The sequence below is a fragment of the Pseudazoarcus pumilus genome, assembly GCF_002872475.1.
In the GTDB taxonomy this organism is placed as follows: domain Bacteria; phylum Pseudomonadota; class Gammaproteobacteria; order Burkholderiales; family Rhodocyclaceae; genus Pseudazoarcus; species Pseudazoarcus pumilus.
On sequence record NZ_CP025682.1, the window covers coordinates 1,510,421 to 1,529,248 of the forward strand.

17 protein-coding genes are annotated in these 18,828 nt (G+C 66.3%); 10 read left to right on the top strand and 7 right to left on the bottom strand.

Features of this window, described 5'->3' with window-relative positions:
• Positions 1-45: 45 nt before the first annotated feature.
• Together dnaK and grpE are read right to left on the bottom strand one after the other, a co-directional pair.
• Positions 46-2,001, bottom strand: a complete 1,956-nt coding sequence (dnaK, locus tag C0099_RS07270; RefSeq protein WP_265734828.1) for a molecular chaperone DnaK — start codon at positions 1,999-2,001, stop codon at positions 46-48.
• An 83-nt stretch (positions 2,002-2,084) separates the two neighbouring features.
• Positions 2,085-2,675, bottom strand: a complete 591-nt coding sequence (gene grpE, locus C0099_RS07275; protein ID WP_102248421.1) for a nucleotide exchange factor GrpE — start codon at positions 2,673-2,675, stop codon at positions 2,085-2,087.
• A gap of 159 nt (positions 2,676-2,834) precedes the next feature.
• Between grpE and C0099_RS07280 the strand changes: the two genes are divergently transcribed.
• The gene (locus C0099_RS07280) at positions 2,835-4,196 is read left to right on the top strand and encodes a serine/threonine-protein kinase (RefSeq protein ID WP_102246819.1); all 1,362 of its coding nucleotides are present in this window, start codon (positions 2,835-2,837) and stop codon (positions 4,194-4,196) included.
• Between the two features lies 1 nt (position 4,197).
• On the opposite strand, the gene C0099_RS07285 is transcribed toward C0099_RS07280, so the two are convergent.
• The 3 genes from C0099_RS07285 to hrcA all read right to left on the bottom strand — a co-directional run bounded on the left by C0099_RS07285 (position 4,198) and on the right by hrcA (position 7,413).
• The gene (locus C0099_RS07285; RefSeq protein ID WP_102246820.1) at positions 4,198-5,178 is read right to left on the bottom strand and encodes a hypothetical protein; all 981 of its coding nucleotides are present in this window, start codon (positions 5,176-5,178) and stop codon (positions 4,198-4,200) included.
• 71 nt (positions 5,179-5,249) lie between these two features.
• Positions 5,250-6,347, bottom strand: a complete 1,098-nt coding sequence (gene hemH / locus C0099_RS07290) for a ferrochelatase (RefSeq protein ID WP_102246821.1) — start codon at positions 6,345-6,347, stop codon at positions 5,250-5,252.
• A gap of 31 nt (positions 6,348-6,378) precedes the next feature.
• The gene (hrcA, locus tag C0099_RS07295; RefSeq protein WP_102248422.1) at positions 6,379-7,413 is read right to left on the bottom strand and encodes a heat-inducible transcriptional repressor HrcA; all 1,035 of its coding nucleotides are present in this window, start codon (positions 7,411-7,413) and stop codon (positions 6,379-6,381) included.
• 122 nt (positions 7,414-7,535) lie between these two features.
• Between hrcA and C0099_RS07300 the strand changes: the two genes are divergently transcribed.
• Together C0099_RS07300 and recN are read left to right on the top strand one after the other, a co-directional pair.
• Complete coding sequence (locus C0099_RS07300; RefSeq protein ID WP_102246822.1) at positions 7,536-8,423, top strand: NAD(+) kinase; 888 nt, start codon at positions 7,536-7,538, stop codon at positions 8,421-8,423.
• Between the two features lie 12 nt (positions 8,424-8,435).
• A complete protein-coding gene (gene recN, locus C0099_RS07305) occupies positions 8,436-10,112 on the top strand; it encodes a DNA repair protein RecN (protein WP_102246823.1) in 1,677 nt (558 codons plus the stop codon).
• A gap of 92 nt (positions 10,113-10,204) precedes the next feature.
• Here the strand turns inward: recN and fur are convergent, their stop codons facing one another.
• Positions 10,205-10,642, bottom strand: a complete 438-nt coding sequence (gene fur, locus C0099_RS07310; protein WP_102246824.1) for a ferric iron uptake transcriptional regulator — start codon at positions 10,640-10,642, stop codon at positions 10,205-10,207.
• Between the two features lie 211 nt (positions 10,643-10,853).
• Between fur and C0099_RS07315 the strand changes: the two genes are divergently transcribed.
• From C0099_RS07315 to C0099_RS07340, 6 genes are all read left to right on the top strand, one after another.
• Positions 10,854-11,258 carry an outer membrane protein assembly factor BamE gene (locus C0099_RS07315; RefSeq protein WP_102246825.1) on the top strand — a complete coding sequence of 135 codons (405 nt, stop codon included), beginning with the start codon at positions 10,854-10,856 and terminating at the stop codon, positions 11,256-11,258.
• Positions 11,259-11,312: 54 nt separating this feature from the next.
• Positions 11,313-12,119, top strand: coding sequence for a 4-hydroxy-tetrahydrodipicolinate reductase (gene dapB, locus C0099_RS07320; protein WP_102246826.1), 807 nt, complete (start codon positions 11,313-11,315; stop codon positions 12,117-12,119).
• Positions 12,120-12,290: 171 nt separating this feature from the next.
• On the top strand, positions 12,291-13,448 hold the full coding sequence (gene carA / locus C0099_RS07325) for a glutamine-hydrolyzing carbamoyl-phosphate synthase small subunit (protein ID WP_102246827.1): 1,158 nt from the start codon (positions 12,291-12,293) through the stop codon (positions 13,446-13,448).
• Positions 13,449-13,517: 69 nt separating this feature from the next.
• Positions 13,518-16,745, top strand: coding sequence for a carbamoyl-phosphate synthase large subunit (gene carB / locus C0099_RS07330; RefSeq protein WP_102246828.1), 3,228 nt, complete (start codon positions 13,518-13,520; stop codon positions 16,743-16,745).
• A complete protein-coding gene (gene greA / locus C0099_RS07335) occupies positions 16,742-17,218 on the top strand; it encodes a transcription elongation factor GreA (protein ID WP_102246829.1) in 477 nt (158 codons plus the stop codon). The genes carB and greA overlap by 4 nt, the downstream gene beginning before the upstream one ends.
• Positions 17,202-17,696, top strand: a complete 495-nt coding sequence (locus tag C0099_RS07340) for a DUF4149 domain-containing protein (protein ID WP_102246830.1) — start codon at positions 17,202-17,204, stop codon at positions 17,694-17,696. Before greA ends, C0099_RS07340 begins: the two co-directional genes overlap by 17 nt.
• Before the next feature lie 7 nt (positions 17,697-17,703).
• Here C0099_RS07340 and yhbY read toward each other — a convergent pair whose 3' ends face one another.
• The gene (gene yhbY, locus C0099_RS07345; protein WP_102248423.1) at positions 17,704-18,147 is read right to left on the bottom strand and encodes a ribosome assembly RNA-binding protein YhbY; all 444 of its coding nucleotides are present in this window, start codon (positions 18,145-18,147) and stop codon (positions 17,704-17,706) included.
• A gap of 38 nt (positions 18,148-18,185) precedes the next feature.
• Here yhbY and C0099_RS07350 point away from each other — a divergent pair, with 38 nt between their 5' ends.
• Positions 18,186-18,812, top strand: coding sequence for an RlmE family RNA methyltransferase (locus C0099_RS07350; protein WP_102246831.1), 627 nt, complete (start codon positions 18,186-18,188; stop codon positions 18,810-18,812).
• The last annotated feature ends 16 nt before the right edge of the window (positions 18,813-18,828 follow it).

Here is an 18,828-nt window from a genome sequence, read left to right on the forward strand (position 1 = left end):
GGCCTCGTTGCTTCCGACTGACGACTCTCGGCTCTCGACTCCGGGTTACTTGTCGTCCTTGACTTCGGTGAACTCGGCGTCGACAACATCCGGGTCGGACGACGACTTGGCATCGGCTCCGGCCGAGCCGGCCTCACCGGCATCGCCACCCGAATTCTGTCCGGCGTACATCTTCTCGCCGAGCTTCTGGCTGGCCTGCGCGAGTGCCGCGCTCTTGGCGTCGATCTGCTCCTTGTCGTTGCTCTTGATCGCTTCCTCGGCCTCGGTGACGGCCGTCTCGATCGCGGACTTTTCGCCTTCGTCGAGCTTGTCGCCATGCTCGGACAGCGCCTTCTTCACCGAGTGGATGAGTGCATCGCACTGGTTGCGGGCGTCGGCCAGCTCGTGCGCCTTCTTGTCCTCTTCGGCGTGCGCGGCTGCGTCCTGCACCATGCGCTCGACTTCCTCGTCGGTCAGACCCGAGTTGGCCTGGATCTTGATCTTGTTCTCCTTGCCGGTGGCCTTGTCCTTGGCCGACACATGCAGGATGCCGTTGGCGTCGATGTCGAAGGTCACCTCGATCTGCGGCATGCCGCGCGGTGCCGGCGGGATGTCGGTCAGGTTGAACTGGCCCAGGCTCTTGTTGCCGCCGGCGATCTCGCGCTCGCCCTGCAGCACGTGGATGGTCACCGCGCTCTGGTTGTCGTCGGCGGTGGAGAACACCTGGCTCGCCTTGGTCGGGATCGTGGTGTTCTTGTGGATGAGCTTGGTCATCACGCCACCCAGGGTCTCGATGCCCAGGGACAGCGGGGTGACGTCGAGCAGCAGCACGTCCTTGACGTCGCCCTGCAGCACGCCGCCCTGAATCGCGGCGCCGACGGCCACCGCTTCGTCCGGATTGACGTCGCGGCGCGGCTCCTTGCCGAAGAACTCCTTGACCTTCTCCTGCACCTTGGGCATGCGCGTCTGGCCGCCGACGAGGATCACGTCGTCGATGTCCGAGACCTTGACGCCGGCGTCCTTGAGGGCGACACGGCACGGCTCGATCGAACGCTCGATCAGGTCCTCGACCAGCGCCTCGAACTTGGCGCGCGTGATCTTCACCGCGAGGTGCTTCGGGCCGGAGGCGTCGGCCGTGATGTAGGGCAGGTTGACCTCGGTCTGCTGGCCCGAGGAGAGCTCGATCTTGGCCTTCTCGGCGGCTTCCTTGAGGCGCTGCAGCGCGAGCACGTCGTTCTTCAGATCGACGCCCTGGTCCTTCTTGAACTCGGTGACGATGTAATCGATGATGCGCTGGTCGAAGTCCTCGCCGCCGAGGAAGGTGTCGCCGTTGGTGGCCAGCACTTCGAACTGGTGCTCGCCGTCGATGTCGGCGATCTCGATGATCGAGATGTCGAAGGTGCCGCCGCCCAGGTCATACACCGCGACCTTGGAGTCGCCCGGCTTCTTGTCCATGCCGAAGGCCAGCGCGGCCGCGGTCGGCTCGTTGATGATGCGCTTGACTTCCAGGCCGGCGATCTTGCCGGCGTCCTTGGTGGCCTGGCGCTGGCTGTCGTTGAAGTAGGCCGGCACCGTGATGACGGCTTCGGTCACTTCCTCGCCGAGGTAGTCTTCGGCGGTCTTCTTCATCTTGCGCAGCACCTCGGCGGAGACCTGCGGCGGCGCGATCTTCTTGCCGCGCACGGAAACCCAGGCGTCGCCGTTCTCCGCCTTGCAGATCTCGTAGGGCATCAGGTCGATGTCCTTCTGCACTTCCTTCTCTTCGAAGCGGCGGCCGATCAGGCGCTTGACGGCGAACAGCGTATTCCTGGCGTTGGTCACGGCCTGACGCTTGGCCGGCGCGCCGGTGAGGATCTCGTCGTCCTCGGTGTAGGCGACGATGGAGGGCGTGGTGCGCGCTCCCTCGGAGTTCTCGATGACCTTCGGCTTGCCGCCTTCCATCACGGAAACGCAGCTGTTGGTGGTGCCGAGGTCGATGCCGATGATCTTGCCCATGTCGTGTCCTTTTCGTGTTCGTTTCAGTTTCGGTTCCGGCGACTCGGGCCGGGGTCTGGTTCGAATATGGGGCGTTCGGCGCGGCTTTCAAGCCCCGCCGCTTGACGCGGTCATTTCGTCTTGGAAACCATGACCAGGGCCGGGCGCAGCACGCGGTCGTGGATCAGGTAGCCTTTCTGCAGTACCTGCACGACGGTGTTCGGCTCGGCGTCGGATTCGAGCGTGCCGATGGCCTGATGACGGTTGGGGTCGAACTTCGCGTCGAGCGGGTCCTCCTCGACGATGTTCGCGCCATCGAAGGCCGAGACGAGCTGCTTGAGCGTCAGCTCGACGCCTTCGCGCAGGCTCTCTACCGTCTGGTTCTCGGTCTTCAGCGCCGCCTCGAGACTGTCCTTGACCGGCAACATTGCGCCGGCGAACTTCTCGGCCGCGAACTTGGCGGCCTTGGCCACGTCCTCGTCGGCGCGACGGCGCATGTTCTCGGTCTCGGCCTTGGCGCGCAGCCAGGCGTCGTGATGCTCCTCGGCCTTGCGTTCGGCCGCGCGGATGAGTTCCTCGAGGCTGGGCATGCGCTCGGTCCTGTCGCCGGCGGAGTCCGCCTCGTCTGCGACCGCGGGGTCGTTATCGGTGGTGGCAGCCTCCTCGCCAGCCTTGGCGGCTTGTTCGTAGGCTTCGAGTTCGGGCTTGTTCGGGTCCTGCATCGTGTGAAGCTCCTTGTGCATCGGATTTACGGCCACGTTGGGGCGCATGGGCGGATTTCAAGCGCGATCCACGAAAAAATGTGCGCGGCATCGACGCAGCGGTCGTCGCGGGGCCGGTGTATGCTTGGCCGCGTTGTCCATTGTGCGTCCTGCAGTCACATGAGCGAGCTTCCTTCCCGTATCGGCAGGTTCGAGATCCTCGAAAAGGTCGGGCAGGGCGCGACCGCCACGGTCTATCGGGCGGTGAGCCCCGATCACCCAGAGGGGGTGGCGATCAAGCATGTGCGCTTCGGACAGGGCGACGGCGAAGCGCGCCGCGTGCGCCGCCTGAAGAAGCTGCTCAAGGCCGAGGCCGCGGTGGCCCGGCGCCTGGAGCATCCCAACATCATACGCATCGACGAAGTCGTTTTCGAGGACGATGCGGCGCATGTGGTGATGGAGTATTTCCCCGGCCTGCCGCTGGCGCGCCACTGCCGCTTCGACAATCTGTTGCCGTTGCATCGCGTGATGGGCATCGTTTTCAAGTGCTGCATGGCGCTCGACCACGCCTTCCGGCAAGGAGTGGTTCATCGCGACATCAAGCCCGACAACATCCTCGTCGACGCCGAAGACAACGTGAAGATCACCGACTTCGGCCTGGCGCTCAATCTGGATCGCAAGCAGCAGTCGGATTCGACCTTCATCGTTGGCGTGGGCTCGCCCGCCTACATGAGCCCGGAGCAGATCAAGAGCTACCCGCTGAATCAGAAGACCGACCTGTATTCGCTCGGGGTCGTGCTCTTCCACCTGCTCACCGGCCGCTTGCCGTTTCGCGCGAACAACCACGCGCAGCTGATCTACAAGATCCTCAACGCCGATCCGCCGTCGCCTTCGCGCCTCAACCCGGACCTGCCCCAAGGGGTCGATGCGGTGGTCGCGAAGGCGCTCGAGAAGGATTTGTACTCGCGCTACCGCAACGGCGCGCAGTTCGCCCAGGATCTGTCGGCGATTCGCTACAAGATCGTCGACGAGAGCCAGCGCCCCTCGGACACGCGACGCTTCGAAGTGCTGCGCCGGCTGGCCTTCTTCACCGAATTCGACGACGTCGAGCTGTGGGAGGCTTTGCGCATTTCGGCGTGGAGGCGTGTCGACGCCGGCGTGGCGGTATTCCGCGAGAACGATGAAGACCCGCGCTTCGCATTGCTCATCGACGGCGAGGTGGAGATCTCCATCGATGGTCGCCGCGTCGAGCGCCTCGGCCCGGGGTCGGCCTTCGGCGAGCTGGCCTGGCTGGATGTGGGTACTTCGCGTCAGATGACGACCGCCGTGACGGTGGTCGAGTCGATCTACCTCGAGGTGAGTCCGTCGGCGTTGGCACTCGCCTCGGAGGAAGTGCGCGACAAGTTTCGCGCAGTCGTCGGAGCGATTGCCGCGCGCCGCTGCGCCGAGGCCATGCGCGCCATCGCCGCGGGTGGCGAGCAGGCCCTGCCGGCGCGTCGGGCTGCACCCGGGCGGCTCGATCTGCAGCTGGTCGACGACTGATTCAGACGGCCAGATCGATCTGGCTGATCGTGCCGGCCGTGCCGTCCTCGGACAGATAGACGCCACTGGCGCGCAACTGGCCGAGGGTCTCGCCGAGGCCGTCGCGCAGCGCGAACGGTGTCGCCACCCTTGCCACGGACAGGGCACCGACGCCGGTTGCGGTGAGCGTCTTCAAGCTTCCCGCGCCGTTCGCATCGGGCTGCCACAGGCGCAGGTCGGCAAAGTGGGCATCAGCCTCGTCGATCCAGCCGTTGCCATCCGAATCGAGCGCCGCCAGCTCCGCGAAACCGTCGCCGGTGGTCGGGCCGAACAGCTCGCTTCCGTCGTCGATGCGGCCGTTGGCGTTGCGATCGAAGGCAAGCATGCCGCGCCCGCCGATGGGCAAGGGAATTGCATCGTCGCTCCCATCGGCGTCGAGATCGAACGCGAAGCGCGCATCGGCAAGGCGCGCACCACTTCCCGCGAAATCGAGCACCAGCGGATCCTGCAGGCGCCGCGGCGCACCGGTGGTGACGTCGAGTTCGAAGCGTTCGGCAACGCTGCGTTCGAGTTCGAACTGGACGTCGAAGCGGATTTCGCGTCCGTCGGCCGTGCGCACGCTGCCCTGCGCCGCAAAGCCCACATGCTCGTACTCGATGCGCTCGCCACGCACGCTCAACGACATGCCCGAAGCGTTCGCTTCCGTCGGCATGCGCTCGGGCGGCGCATAGGCGCGCGTGGAGTCGGGTTCGAGATCGGACAGGCGCAGCACCTGGATGCTGCGACCGAAAATCGATTCGATCACCGCCCGCAGCAGCGTCATGCGTGGATCGTCGAGTGTGTCGTCCGCGCCCGCCGCGATCTGATCGAGTTCCGTGCTTGCGGTCGTGGAGGAGGGTGCTGCTGCCCTCGGCTCCCAGCGCTCGACGCGCAGCGAGAGACGCTCGCGCTCGAAGGCGAGGTGGGTGGACTGCATCTCGATCTGCGCGCTTTCGATCTTCATGGCCGGCCTGCGAACGGATTGAACCGTGACAGGGCAGTTAACGGCCGCGCGCGGGATTTCTTGAGGGGCGTTCAGCGCGCGGCGCCGAGATCGCGCGCGCGCAGCGCCGCCAGTTCGCGCTCCTGGGCGCTTGGCGGCGCGATCTCGAGCCAGTTGCCAAGATGCGATTCGGCCAGCTTGCCGAGCGCGGCGATCCAGTCTGCGCGCTCGTTCAGGCACGGGATGTAGTGGAAGGTCTCGCCGCCGGCCGTGAGAAATGCTTCGCGGCATTCCATGCCGATCTCCTCGATGGTCTCCAGGCAGTCGGAGACAAAGCCCGGGCAGATGACGTCGACGCGGCGCACGCCTTCGCCCGCGAGCTTCTGCAGGGTGGGTTCGGTATACGGCTGCAGCCATTCGGCCTTGCCGAAGCGCGACTGGAAGGTGATCAGCCAGCGCTCACGCGGCAGCTCCAGCGCCTCGGCGAGCAGACGGGCGCTCTTGTGGCATTCGCAGTGATACGGGTCGCCCAGGTCGAGCGAGCGGCGCGGGATGCCGTGAAAGCTCATCACCAGTCGCTCGGGTTCGCCATTGGCCTGCCAGTGTTCGCGAACGCAGTTGGCCAGCGCGGCGATGTAGCCGGGGTGGTCGGCGAAACTGCGCACGAAGCGCAGCTCGGGCTGGTTGCGCCAATGGGTGATGCAGCGCGCCACGTCGTCCATCACGCTGGCCGTGGTGCTCGCCGCGTACTGCGGGTAGAGCGGCAGGATGAGAATGCGCGTACAGCCGCGTGCGCGCATGCGATCCAATGCGCCCTCGATGGAGGGCTGGCCGTAGCGCATCGCCCAGTCGACGACGACCTCGCCGTGTCCGTCATGCAGCAGTTGCCCGGCCAGCAGCTTGGCCTGGCGCTCGGTGTGCACGCGCAGCGGCGAGCCTTCGTCGGTCCACACCGTGGCGTATTTGGCCGCCGATTTCTTCGGACGCAGGTTGAGGATGATGCCGTTGAGAATCGGCCACCAGGCGATGCGCGGAATCTCGACCACGCGCGGATCGGAGAGGAACTGCTTGAGGTACTTGCGCAGTGCCGGCGCGGTCGGCGCCTCGGGTGTGCCCAGATTGGCGATGAGCACGCCGGTGAGCGCGCTCGTGCCGTGGGTGTATTCGGGTTCGGGCCGGTAACGGGCCATCTGCAATCCTTGGTCGGAGGGGGTGGACCGCTCAGTCGCCGCCGTGCGACAGGGCGCTCGAGAGCAGGCGGGCGGTGATGTCGACGATCGGAATCACGCGGTCGTAGGCCATGCGCGTGGGGCCGATCACGCCGACCGAGCCGACGAGCTTGCCGTCGACTTCGTAGCCAGCAGTGATCACGCTGCAGCCGTCGAGTTCCGCGACCCCGGACTCGTTGCCGATAAAGATCTGCACCCCTTCGGCGCGGTTGGACAGGTCGAGCAACTGCACCAGGCCGGTCTTTCGCTCGAACAGCCGGAACAACTCGCGGATGCGCGACATGTTCGAGGAGAAATCCTCGACCTCGAGCAGATTGGATTCGCCCGAGAGTACATAGGGGTCGCCGCTACTGGCGAACTCGGTGCTGGCCTCGACGGTGGCGTTCATCAGTTCGGTGATGTTGCTGCGCAGCTGATGCAGTTCGTCCTGCAGGCGCTTGCGCATCTCGTCGAGCGCCTGGCCGGCGTAGTGCGCGGTCAGGGTGATGCCGGCCTCGGTCAGTTCGCTCGCGGAGTAGGCGCGCCGCGTGTGCAGGATGCGGTTCTGCACGTCGCCGGCGGTGGTCACGATGATGAGCAGCACGCGGGTGTCGGACAGGCGCACGAACTCGATCTGGCGCACGCGCGCGCTCTCGCGGTGCGGGCTGACGACGATGCCGGCGAACTGGGTCAGGTCCGAGAGCAGGTGCGAGGCCGACGAGGCCAGGCGCTGCGGCTGGTCGGGGAGCAGCTGCCCGCGCAACTGGCGCACGCGCGATGGATCGAGCGGCTGCACGGTGAGCAGCGAATCGACGAAGAAGCGATAACCGAGTGCGGTGGGCATGCGCCCCGCCGAGGTGTGCGGGCTGGTGATGAAGCCCATCTCCTCGAGCTCGCTCATGACGTTGCGAACCGTCGCGGGCGACAGTTCCAGCCCGGAGTGCTTCGACAGTGTGCGCGAACCGACCGGCTGACCTTCGTCGATGTAGCGTTCGATCAGGGTCTTGAGCAGGATCTGCGAGCGGGTGTCGAGCGTTGGCTGCGTCATCGTGTGCATGATTCCGGGTGTCTGTGGGGCATTATCCGGCCTTGCCGGCGTTGCGGCAAACAGGTACGCGACGGGACCTCCGGCTTCATCCGTGACCGAGCCGATTATGGTTTAATCGGCGCATGGCAAACGACTTCCGTACCGTCGCCCTGGTCGGCAAATACCAGGATCCGGGCGTGGCCGACGCAGTGCTCGGGGTCGCCGCATTCCTGCGTCGGCGCGACCTGACGGTATGGATCGAAGCGGGTACCGCGAGTTCGTTCGCGGGCGGTGACGCATGTGGCGAGATGCACGACTTTGACGAGATCGGCGCCGGCTGCGATCTGGTGGTGGTGCTCGGGGGCGATGGCACGATGCTGCACGCGGCGCGCCGACTGGCTGCCAGCGGCGTGCCGATGGCCGGCGTCAATCGCGGCCGTCTGGGCTTTCTCACCGACATCGGGCGCGACGAGGCGGTGCAGCGCCTGGGGGAGATTCTCGACGGTCATTACAAGTCCGAGACGCGCTTCATGCTCGAGGCCGAAATCGTGCGCGACGGCGAATGCGTCGCGACCATGCTCGCCTTCAACGACGTGGTGCTCAGCAAGGGCGACACCGGCCGGCTGATCGAGTTCGATCTGTTCGTCGATGGCGAATTCGTCTACACGCAGCGCTCGGACGGCATGATCGTGTCCACGCCGACCGGTTCGACCGCCTATTCGCTGTCGGCCAATGGCCCCATCCTGCATCCGACCCTGCGCTGCATCGCGCTGGTGCCGCTGGCGCCGCATGCGCTGTCCGCGCGGCCCGTGACTCTGCCCGATTCGTGCTGCGTGGAGCTGGAGCTGCATCCACCCCATCATGCGGGCATCTTCTCCGACGGTCACGAGCGCTTCGATGCGCGCGCGCGTGACCGCCTGCGCATCCGGCGCTTTCCCAAGCCGGTGCGCCTGCTCCATCCCGAGAACTACAGTTACTTCGCGATGCTGCGCGAGAAGCTCCACTGGAGCGCCGTGCCGCGCTCGCCCTGATCCGGCCACCCGATGCTCAGACGTCTTGCGATCCGCGACTTCGTCATCGTCGATCGGCTCGAACTGGAGTTCGCGCCGGGTTTCGGCACGCTCACCGGCGAGACCGGCGCGGGCAAGTCCATCCTGGTCGATGCGCTGGGTCTGGCGCTCGGCGACCGCTCCGACGCGACGACGGTGCGCGCCGGGCGCGACAAGGCCGACATCGTGGCCGAGTTCGACCTGCCGCCGGACGGCGCGCTGGCCGCGTGGCTCGATGCCGCCGATCTCGCGGGCGAGGATGTCGTGATGCTGCGCCGCGTGGTCGATGCGGGCGGGCGCTCGCGCAGCTGGATCAACGGCGTGCCGGTGACGCTGGCGCAACTGCGCGAGGCCGGCGAGTGGCTGGCCGACATTCACGGACAGCATGCCCATCTCGCCTTGCTGCGCGCCGACGCGCAGCGCGCGCTGCTCGATGCCCAGGCCGGCGCTGGCGCGCTCGTCGCGCAGGTGGAGCGTGCGCATCGGGAATGGCAGCGCATCGCGCGGCTGCGGCTGCAGGCCGAGCACGACGCCAGCGCGTCGGAGCGCCAGCGCGAACTGCTGTCCTGGCAGATCGACGAACTTGCGCAACTGGCCTTCGAGGCCGACGAGTGGGTCGAGCTCGACGCCGAGCAGCGTCGCCTGGCGCATGCGGCGGCACTGATCACCGGCTCGGACGAGGCGTTGAGCGGACTCGTCGATGACGAGATGTCGGTCACTTCTCTGCTGGGGCGCATTCTCGTGCGCGTCGAAGCGATGCACGAACTCGACCCGGAAGTGGGCGAGGCGCGCGAGTTGCTCGCCGGCGCGGCGATCCAGATCGACGAGGCGGTGCATGCCTTGCGGCGCTACCACGAACGCCTCGATCTGGATCCCGATCGCCTCGCCGAGGTGGAGCGACGCATCGGTGCGATCAACGACGTGGCACGCAAGCATCACGTGGCTCCGCATGATCTGCCGGAACTGCTGACACGCTGGCAGCTCGAGCGCGACGAACTCGAGGCGCGATCGGATCCGGCGCGGCTGGCCGAGCTTGAATCTTCGGCACGGCAGGCCTGGTTCGGTGCTGCCGAGCAGCTGTCGCGCCAGCGTCGGCCAGCAGCGCAGGCGCTGTCGGAGCAGGTTACCGAAGCAATGCAGTCACTGGCGATGGCCGGAGGGCGTTTCGAGGTCGCGCTGGTGGCGCGCGAGGAGGGGGGTGCGCACGGGCTCGAGGACATCGAGTTTCGCGTTGCGGCAAGTCCCGGTCAGCCGCTGCGCCCGCTCGCCAAGGTCGCCTCGGGTGGCGAATTGTCGCGCATCGGCCTGGCCATTCAGGTCATGACGAGCCGCGATACGGCGGTACCGACGCTGATCTTCGACGAGGTCGACGTCGGCATCGGCGGCAGCGTGGCCGAACGGGTCGGGCAGTTGCTCGCCCGCCTGGGCAGCGACCGTCAGGTGTTGTGCGTGACGCATCTGCCACAGGTTGCCGCCTGCGCGGACTGGCAATGGAACATCGCCAAGCGCTCGGGCGAGGGTGAAGTGCTCAGCGCGGTGACGCCGCTGGACGCACAGGCGCGCATCGACGAGGTGGCGCGCATGCTCGGTGGTCTGGAAATCACTGCGACGACGCGCGAGCACGCGTCGGAGATGCTTACACGGGCGCGTGAGCGCGCCCGTGTCGATTGAGCGGCGTCAGGGCGCCTCGGAACCCAGGCGCGGCCGAATTGCTGCGTACGCCTTGCACTCCGAGCCCTCGCTGCGGTTCTTCACGGCGCCCTTCAGTCGTGCTTGCTCAGATTGGGGCAGTTCTCGCGCAGACAGTTGGCGTACAGGTAGAGCGCATGTTCCTTGACCTCGAAGCCGCGTTCCTTGGCGACGAGATCCTGGCGGCGCTCGATCTCGGCGTCGAAAAACTCCTCGACGGCGCCGCATTGCAGGCACACGAGGTGGTCGTGGTGCCCCCCCTCGTTGAGTTCGAATACGGCCTTGCCGGCCTCGAAGTAGTGGCGTTCGAGCAACCCGGCCTGCTCGAACTGGGTGAGCACGCGATAGACCGTAGCCAAGCCGATGTCCATGTCATCGGCGATCAAGAGGCGGTAGACATCCTCGGCCGTCAGGTGGCGGTTTTCCGAATGCTGGAACAGGTCGAGAATGCGCAGTCGCGGGTAGGTTGCCTTGAGGCCGATGCTCTTGAGATTCTGTGAATTGTCAGACATGGATCGTCGCCTCTCGTTGTCGGCGCCTGTCAGGGCACCCGGGCCGGTGGGGTCCGGCTTCTGTCGTCGGCTGCCAAAGCAGCGCGGTGTGGCTGCCTATGATATATTTTTTGCCCTTCAATGAGAATTGCGCGCAGACCGCCGAGCTTGCGGCGCGCGGTATTCGCCGGGCCGTGCGGGCCGGCCCCCAACGTCCGTTCAAAGGCGATCCATGCGCTCGATTTCCGTTTCCGTCGCTCTCGCCGGCAGCCTGCTCGCGGGTGGCTGCTCGATCGACTCCCTGGTCAGTCCCTATCGCATCGACGTGCGCCAGGGCAATTACGTCGACCAGCAGATGGTGGCGCAACTGCGGCGCGGCATGACGCGCGAACAGGTGCGCTTCGTGCTGGGCACGCCCCTGGTCGTCGACATGTTCCGCGAGAACCGATGGGATTACGTCTATCGCCATACCGAAGGATGGAACGAGCCGCAGACGCGTCGGTTGAGCCTGTTCTTCGTCGATGACAAGCTCGACAGCGTCGAGGGCGATGTTGTGGCCGCCGGCGACGAGCCCGAGGAGTCGGCGACGCCGGCACCGCGCAGCCGTGTGATCGAGGTGCCGGGCAAGGCCCGCTGAACGTCCGGAGCCCGCGCGCTCCGCCCACGAACAAGGATTCACGAGAGGTTTTCCATGTCCAGACGCCGCATCGCGATCGCCGGCGCAGCCGGTCGCATGGGTCGCATGCTTGTCGAGGCGACGCTCGCCGACGCGCAGGCAGAACTCGTCGCCGCCTTCGACCGGTCCGACTCCCCGTTCATCGGACGCGACGCCGCAGAGTTCTCCGGCACACCGTGCGGCGTGTCGATCAGCGGCGATGCGCGCGCGGCCATCGCCAGCGCCGATTGCGTGATCGACTTCACCCGCCCCGAAGGGACGCTGGCACATCTGGAGATCGCACGCGAACTCGGACGTGCGATGGTCATTGGCACCACCGGCATGTCGGCCGAGGACAAGGCGGCGATCGCGCGCGCGGGCGAGTCGGTTCCGGTGGTGTTCGCGCCCAACATGGCGGTTGGGGTCAATGCCGTGTTCCGCCTCCTCGAGGTGGCCGCGCAGATCCTCAACGACGGCTACGACATCGAGGTCATCGAGGCGCACCACCGCCACAAGGTCGATGCGCCCTCCGGTACGGCGCTGCGCATGGGCGAGATCGTCGCGCGCGAACTGGGGCGCGATCTGAACGAATGCGCGATCTACGGTCGGGAAGGCGTGACCGGCGAGCGCCGCCCCGAGACCATCGGCTTCTCGACGGTCCGCGGCGGTGACGTGATCGGCGATCACACCGTGCTGTTCGCCGGCATCGGCGAGCGCATCGAGATCACGCACAAGTCGGGGGGACGCATGCCGTACGCACAGGGTTCGCTGCGCGCAGCCCACTTTCTCGCGTCGCGCGCGCGCGGGCTGTTCGACATGCAGGACGTGCTCGGATTGCGGTGATTTCGGGGCTGTGGGCGCGGCTGCGCGTTTGCGCGTACGCTGCCTGAACGCTATAATCGCAAGAATTCGACAGCGGGATCGGCCGAACGCGGCTTGTCCCGTTTTTTTCACGTATGGGGGCGGCATCTTCGCCTTTGTGCCGCACCCGTTACCGCTGAATCAGGAGTTCTCGTGGCTGCATCCCCGTCTGCTGTGCTGGCGCTTGCCGATGGCACGGTTTTTCATGGCAAGGGCATTGGCGCGATCGGCAGCACGGTCGGCGAAGTGGTGTTCAATACCTCGATGTCCGGCTACCAGGAAATTCTCACCGATCCGAGCTATTGCCGGCAGATCGTCACCCTGACCTATCCGCACATCGGCAATGTTGGCGTCAATGCCGAGGATGTCGAGGCCGATCGCGTGCATGCGGCCGGGCTGGTCATCCGCGACTTGCCGATGCTGACGTCGAACTTCCGCAGCGAGCGCACGCTCGACGCCTATCTCAAGGCCGAGAACGTGGTCGCGATTGCCGACATTGATACCCGCAAGCTTACCCGCGTGCTGCGCGAGCAGGGTGCACAGGGTGGTTGCATCGTCACCGCCGAGCCGGGGCAGAGTCCGGATGTCGCCGCCGCGATCGAATCGGCGCGCAAGTTCCCGGGCCTCGCCGGCATGGATCTGGCGCAGGTCGTCAGCCGCAGCGACACCATCGGCTGGGAGCAGGGCGAATGGCGGCTGGGCAGCGGTTATACGCAGCCGGCCGACGCGCGCTTCCATGTCGTCGCCTACGATTTCGGCGTCAAGTTCAACATCCTGCGCATGCTGGCCTCGCGCGGCTGCCGCCTGACCGTCGTGCCGGCGCAGACGCCCGCCGCCGAGGTGCTGGCGATGCGCCCCGACGGCGTGTTCCTGTCCAACGGCCCCGGTGACCCGGAGCCGTGCGACTACGCCATTACCGCGATCGGCGAAATCCTCGCTGCGGGAGTTCCGACCTTCGGTATCTGTCTGGGACACCAGCTGCTGGCGCTGGCGTCCGGCGCGCGCACGCGCAAGATGAAGTTCGGCCACCATGGCGCGAACCATCCCGTCAAGGACCTCGACAGCGGGCAGGTGATGATCACCAGCCAGAACCACGGCTTCGCGGTCGACGCCGAATCGCTGCCCGACAACCTGCGGGTCACGCACGTGTCGCTGTTCGACGGTTCCAACCAGGGCCTGGCGCGTACCGACGTGCCGGCCTTCTCGTTCCAGGGTCATCCGGAAGCGAGCCCGGGCCCGCACGACGTTGCCTATCTGTTCGACCGCTTCGTAAGCATGCTCGAAGAGCAGGGGCTAGAGGTCAGGCGCTAGGGAAGATCTGGCCCCGTCGCGACCTTTTTTCCCTGGACCCAGTCCCCAGTCCCCAGCCGCTGAAGAACAATGCCCAAACGCACAGACATCCAGTCCATCCTCATCATCGGTGCCGGCCCCATCGTCATCGGCCAGGCATGCGAGTTCGATTACTCGGGTGCGCAGGCCTGCAAGGCACTGCGCGAGGAAGGCTACAAGGTCATCCTCGTCAATTCGAATCCGGCGACGATCATGACCGACCCGGGCACGGCCGACGTGACCTACATCGAGCCGATTACCTGGCAGGTGGTCGAGCGCATCATCGCCAAGGAACGCCCCGATGCGGTGCTGCCGACCATGGGCGGTCAGACGGCGCTCAACTGCGCCCTTGATCTGGCCAAGCACGGCGTGCTCGACAAGTACGGCTGCGAACTGATCGGCGCCTCGCGCGAGGCCATCGACATGGCCGAGGACCGTCTCAAGTTCAAGGACGCGATGACGCGCATCGGTCTGGGCTCGGCACGCTCGGGCATCGCCCACAGCTTCGAGGAGGCGTTGCAGGTGCAAGGGGGCATCGGCTTTCCGGTAATCATTCGCCCGAGCTTCACGCTGGGCGGCACCGGTGGCGGCGTGGCCTTCAACATGGAAGAGTTCGAGGAGATCTGCAAGCGCGGCCTCGAGGCCAGTCCGACCAACGAGCTGCTGATCGAGGAATCGATGCTCGGCTGGAAGGAGTTCGAGATGGAGGTCGTGCGCGACCGCGCCGACAACTGCATCATCGTGTGCGCCATCGAGAACCTCGATCCGATGGGGGTGCACACGGGTGACTCCATCACCGTGGCACCGGCGCAGACGCTCACCGACAAGGAATACCAGATCATGCGCAACGCCTCGATCGCGGTGTTGCGCGAGATTGGCGTCGACACGGGGGGGTCGAACGTGCAGTTCGCGATCAATCCCGACGACGGCCGCATGATCGTCATCGAGATGAACCCGCGTGTTTCGCGCTCCTCGGCGCTCGCCTCCAAGGCCACCGGCTTTCCAATCGCCAAGATCGCGGCCAAGCTTGCGGTGGGCTTTACGCTGGACGAGCTGCAGAACGACATCACCGGCGGTGCCACGCCGGCTTCGTTCGAGCCGTCGATCGACTACGTCGTCACCAAGATTCCGCGTTTCGCCTTCGAGAAGTTTCCGCTCGCCAATGACCGCCTGACCACGCAGATGAAGTCGGTGGGCGAGGTCATGGCGATGGGCCGGACCTTCCAGGAATCCTTCCAGAAGGCCTTGCGCGGCCTGGAAGTGGGCGCCTACGGTCTGGACGAGGTCGAGACCGACCGCGAAGAACTCGAACAGGAACTGGTCAGCCCCGGTGCCGAGCGCATCTGGTACGTCGGCCAGGCCTTCCGCGAGGGCTACACGCTCGAGCAGGTGTTCAACCTGACCAAGATCGACCCGTGGTTTCTCGCCCAGATCGAGGACATCGTCGCCACCGAAAAGACCATTGCCGGACGCTCGCTCAAGGCCATCGCCGCCGACGAGCTGCGTGCGATCAAGCGCAAGGGCTTCTCGGACCGTCGCATCGCCAAGCTGCTGGGTACGAACGAGACGGCAGTGCGCCTGCATCGTCACGCGCTGGGCGTGCGCCCGGTGTACAAACGCGTCGATACCTGCGCGGCCGAGTTCGCCACGGCCACCGCCTACATGTATTCGAGCTACGAGGAAGAGTGCGAGGCGCGCCCCACCGACAAGAAGAAGATCATGGTGCTCGGTGGCGGCCCGAACCGCATCGGCCAGGGCATCGAGTTCGACTACTGCTGCGTTCACGCGGCGCTGGCGCTGCGCGAGGACGGCTACGAGACCATCATGGTCAACTGCAACCCGGAGACCGTGTCGACCGACTATGACACCTCCGATCGCCTGTACTTCGAGCCGATCACGCTCGAGGATCTGCTCGAGATCGTCGCGGTCGAGAAGCCGGTCGGCGTCATCGTGCAATTCGGCGGGCAGACGCCGCTCAAGCGGGCTCGCGCGCTCGAAGCCAACGGCGTGCCCATCATCGGCACCAGCCCGGACATGATCGATGCGGCCGAGGATCGCGAGCGCTTCCAGAAGCTGCTCAACGACCTGGGTCTGAAGCAGCCGCCCAACCGTACGGCGCGCACGCCGGAAGATGCCGTGCGTCTGGCCGCCGACATCGGCTATCCGCTGGTGGTGCGCCCCAGTTACGTGCTCGGCGGGCGAGCGATGGAGATCGTGCACGAGCAGCGCGACCTGGAGCGCTACATGCGCGAGGCGGTGAAGGTCTCGAACGAGTCGCCGGTGCTGCTCGACCGCTTCCTCAACGACGCCACCGAAGTCGACGTCGATGCACTGTCCGACGGCAAGCAGGTCATCATCGGCGGCATCATGGAGCATATCGAGCAGGCCGGTGTGCACTCGGGCGACTCGGCATGCTCGCTGCCGCCGTACACGCTGACCGCTGCGATGCAGGACGAACTGCGCCGGCAGACCGAAGCGATGGCCAAGGCGCTCGACGTATGCGGCCTGATGAACGTGCAGTTCGCGATCCAGGGCGAGGGTGACGACGCCACCGTGTACGTGCTCGAGGTCAATCCGCGTGCCTCGCGTACCGTGCCCTTCGTTTCCAAGGCCTGCGGCCTGCCGCTGGCCAAGATCGCCGCGCGCTGCATGGCGGGGCAGAGTCTTGCCAGCCAGGGCGTGACCGGCGAGGTCGTGCCCGAGTACTACTCGGTCAAGGAAGCGGTCTTCCCGTTCGTCAAGTTCCCGGGCGTGGATACCATCCTCGGCCCCGAGATGAAGTCGACCGGCGAGGTCATGGGCGTGGGGCGCAGCTTCGCCGAAGCCTTCGTCAAGTCGCAGATCGCAGCCAGCGTGCGCCTGCCCGAGCAGGGCACGGTGTTCATCAGCGTCAAGCCGACCGACCGGCCTGCGGCCATCGAGGTGGCGCGAACGCTGTTCGATCTGGGCTTCTCGCTGATCGCCACGCGCGGCACGGCCGGCGCGCTGGCCGAGGCCGGCCTGCAGGTCAGGACCATCAACAAGGTCACCGAGGGTCGGCCCCACATCGTCGACCTGATCAAGAACAACGAGATCTGCCTCGTCATCAACACCGTCGAGGAACGTCGCCAGGCCATCGTCGATTCGCGCTCGATTCGCACCAGTGCGCTGGCGGCCAAGGTCACCGTATTTACCACCATCGAAGGCGCGCGTGCCGCCTCGATGGGCATGCGCGACATTGGCGGACTCGAAGTCTATAGCCTGCAGTCGCTGCATGCTGAACTGAATCCCACGTCATGAACAAGACCCCATTGACCGTGCGCGGCGCCGAGTTGCTGCGCGACGAACTGCATCGCATGAAGACCGTGGAACGGCCCAACGTGATCGCCGCGATCGCGGAGGCACGCTCGCACGGCGATCTGTCCGAGAACGCCGAGTATGACGCCGCCAAGGAGCGTCAGGGCTTCGTCGAGGGCCGCATCAAGGAGCTCGAGGCCAAGCTCGCCAATGCGCAGATCATCGATCCGGCCACGCTCGATGCGGATGGCCGCTGCGTGTTCGGCGCGACCGTCGAACTCGAGGAGATCGACAGCGGTGACGAAGTGACCTACCAGATCGTCGGCGACGACGAGGCCGACGTGAAGAACGGCAAGATCTCGGTGAGCTCGCCGATCGCGCGCGCGTTGATCGGCAAGTACGCCGGCGACATCGCCGACGTGCAGGCGCCGGGCGGTGTCCGTTCCTACGAAATCGTCGATGTCCGCTACGTCTGAGGGTGCCGGCGGCACCGCGCGTGGCATCCTCGCGCGTCAGGCGGCAAATCTGCTGCTGATCCTCGTGACGCTGTGGGCCGGTGCGCTGTGGACGGTGGGCTTCGTCGTCGCGCCGGCGCTCTTCGAGTTGCTGCCCGAGCGCTCGCTCGCCGGTGCCGTGGCCGGACACCTGTTTACCGGTGTGCACTGGATCGCCGTAGTGGCCGGAGGTTACGCGCTGATCTTCGCGCTGGCGCGCCACGGACGGGCGGCCTTGCGCTCGAGCGTGGTGTGGCTGGTGATCGCGATGCTGGCCATCGTCGCCATCGGCGCACTGGGCATCCAGCCCATGATCGCGGACATGCGCAGCGGCATCGCGGACGACGCCGCCCTGCGCGAGCGCTTCGCCCTGTGGCACGGCGTTTCGAGCGCGCTGTACGCACTCACCAGCGTGCTCGCCGTGGTGCTGGTGCTGCGCGTGCGCCGATTGACGGACTGAGCGGCTGTCAGCCCTTGCGTGGCGTGCGGCGCGTGGCCGCGCGCTTCTTCTCGGCGGCGGCCTGCATCAATGCGGTGCGGCGCGCGTTGGCGGCGAAGGCGCGGGCCGACTTGGCCACCGACGCGCGCTTGCTGCCGCGCGCCTTGGTCTCGCCGCTGCTGCTGGCTGGCGTGTCTTCGTCGCGGCGGACTCGCCAGACGACGAGGATGTTGCCGATGGACTGCACCGGCGCGGCCTCGAGCGCGTCGCAGATCTGCTGCATCAGGGCCGTGCGCTGCTCGCGCTCGACGCCCTGGGTCTTGACCTTGATCAGTTCATGGGCCTGCAGCGAGCGGTCGATCTCGGCCAGCACGGCCTCGCTCAGTCCGTTGTCGGCGACGGTGACGACAGGCTTCAGGTGGTGTGCCGCGGCACGGAATTCGCGGCGCTGTGCCGGGGTGAGTGCGATCATCATGGGTCTCAATCAGTGAAGGGCGGAATTCTACTCCGATGAAGCGCACCAGAACCAGCAAGGCCTGGATGATGGAACATGTCAACGACGCCTGGGTGCAGCGTGCCAAGGCCGAGGGCTATCGTTCGCGTGCGGCCTACAAGTTGCTCGAGATCGATGAGCGCGACCATTTGCTCAAGCCCGCTGCGCTCGTCGTCGATCTGGGCGCCGCCCCCGGTTCGTGGAGTCAGGCGGTGGCCAAGCGTGTCGGCAGCAAGGGGCGGGTGCTCGCGCTCGACCTGCTCGAGATGGAGCCGGTGGCCGGCGTCGAGTTCATTCAGGGCGACTTCCTCGAGGACGAGGTGCTCGCCGAGCTGGAGCGGCGGCTCGACGGAGCGGTGGTGGACGTCGTGCTCTCGGACATGGCGCCGAACATGTCCGGCATCGAACTGGCGGACCAGGCACGCTCCATCCATCTGGCCGAGCTCGCGCTGGATTTCTGCGAGCATCACCTCAAGCCGGGGGGCGCCTTTCTCGTCAAGGTGTTCCAGGGGCCCGGATTCATGGAGTTTCGACAGGCCGTGCAGACACGCTTCAAGGCGCTGCATTCGCGCAAGCCCAAGGCCTCGCGCGACCGCAGTCCCGAGGTCTATCTGCTCGGCACCGGTTTTCTCGGCGTCCGCTGAGGCGGCGCCAAACATC

What these genes read in the sequence shown, in the direction of transcription:
- grpE (WP_102248421.1), bottom strand. Translation starts at nt 2,675, where the DNA reads ATGCAGGACCCGAACAAGCCCGAACTCGAAGCCTACGAACAAGCCGCC.
- C0099_RS07280 (WP_102246819.1), top strand. Translation starts at nt 2,835, where the DNA reads ATGAGCGAGCTTCCTTCCCGTATCGGCAGGTTCGAGATCCTCGAAAAG.
- C0099_RS07285 (WP_102246820.1), bottom strand. Translation starts at nt 5,178, where the DNA reads ATGAAGATCGAAAGCGCGCAGATCGAGATGCAGTCCACCCACCTCGCC.
- hemH (WP_102246821.1), bottom strand. Translation starts at nt 6,347, where the DNA reads ATGGCCCGTTACCGGCCCGAACCCGAATACACCCACGGCACGAGCGCG.
- hrcA (WP_102248422.1), bottom strand. Translation starts at nt 7,413, where the DNA reads ATGACGCAGCCAACGCTCGACACCCGCTCGCAGATCCTGCTCAAGACC.
- C0099_RS07300 (WP_102246822.1), top strand. Translation starts at nt 7,536, where the DNA reads ATGGCAAACGACTTCCGTACCGTCGCCCTGGTCGGCAAATACCAGGAT.
- recN (WP_102246823.1), top strand. Translation starts at nt 8,436, where the DNA reads ATGCTCAGACGTCTTGCGATCCGCGACTTCGTCATCGTCGATCGGCTC.
- fur (WP_102246824.1), bottom strand. Translation starts at nt 10,642, where the DNA reads ATGTCTGACAATTCACAGAATCTCAAGAGCATCGGCCTCAAGGCAACC.
- C0099_RS07315 (WP_102246825.1), top strand. Translation starts at nt 10,854, where the DNA reads ATGCGCTCGATTTCCGTTTCCGTCGCTCTCGCCGGCAGCCTGCTCGCG.
- dapB (WP_102246826.1), top strand. Translation starts at nt 11,313, where the DNA reads ATGTCCAGACGCCGCATCGCGATCGCCGGCGCAGCCGGTCGCATGGGT.
- carB (WP_102246828.1), top strand. Translation starts at nt 13,518, where the DNA reads ATGCCCAAACGCACAGACATCCAGTCCATCCTCATCATCGGTGCCGGC.
- greA (WP_102246829.1), top strand. Translation starts at nt 16,742, where the DNA reads ATGAACAAGACCCCATTGACCGTGCGCGGCGCCGAGTTGCTGCGCGAC.
- C0099_RS07340 (WP_102246830.1), top strand. Translation starts at nt 17,202, where the DNA reads ATGTCCGCTACGTCTGAGGGTGCCGGCGGCACCGCGCGTGGCATCCTC.
- yhbY (WP_102248423.1), bottom strand. Translation starts at nt 18,147, where the DNA reads ATGATCGCACTCACCCCGGCACAGCGCCGCGAATTCCGTGCCGCGGCA.
- C0099_RS07350 (WP_102246831.1), top strand. Translation starts at nt 18,186, where the DNA reads ATGAAGCGCACCAGAACCAGCAAGGCCTGGATGATGGAACATGTCAAC.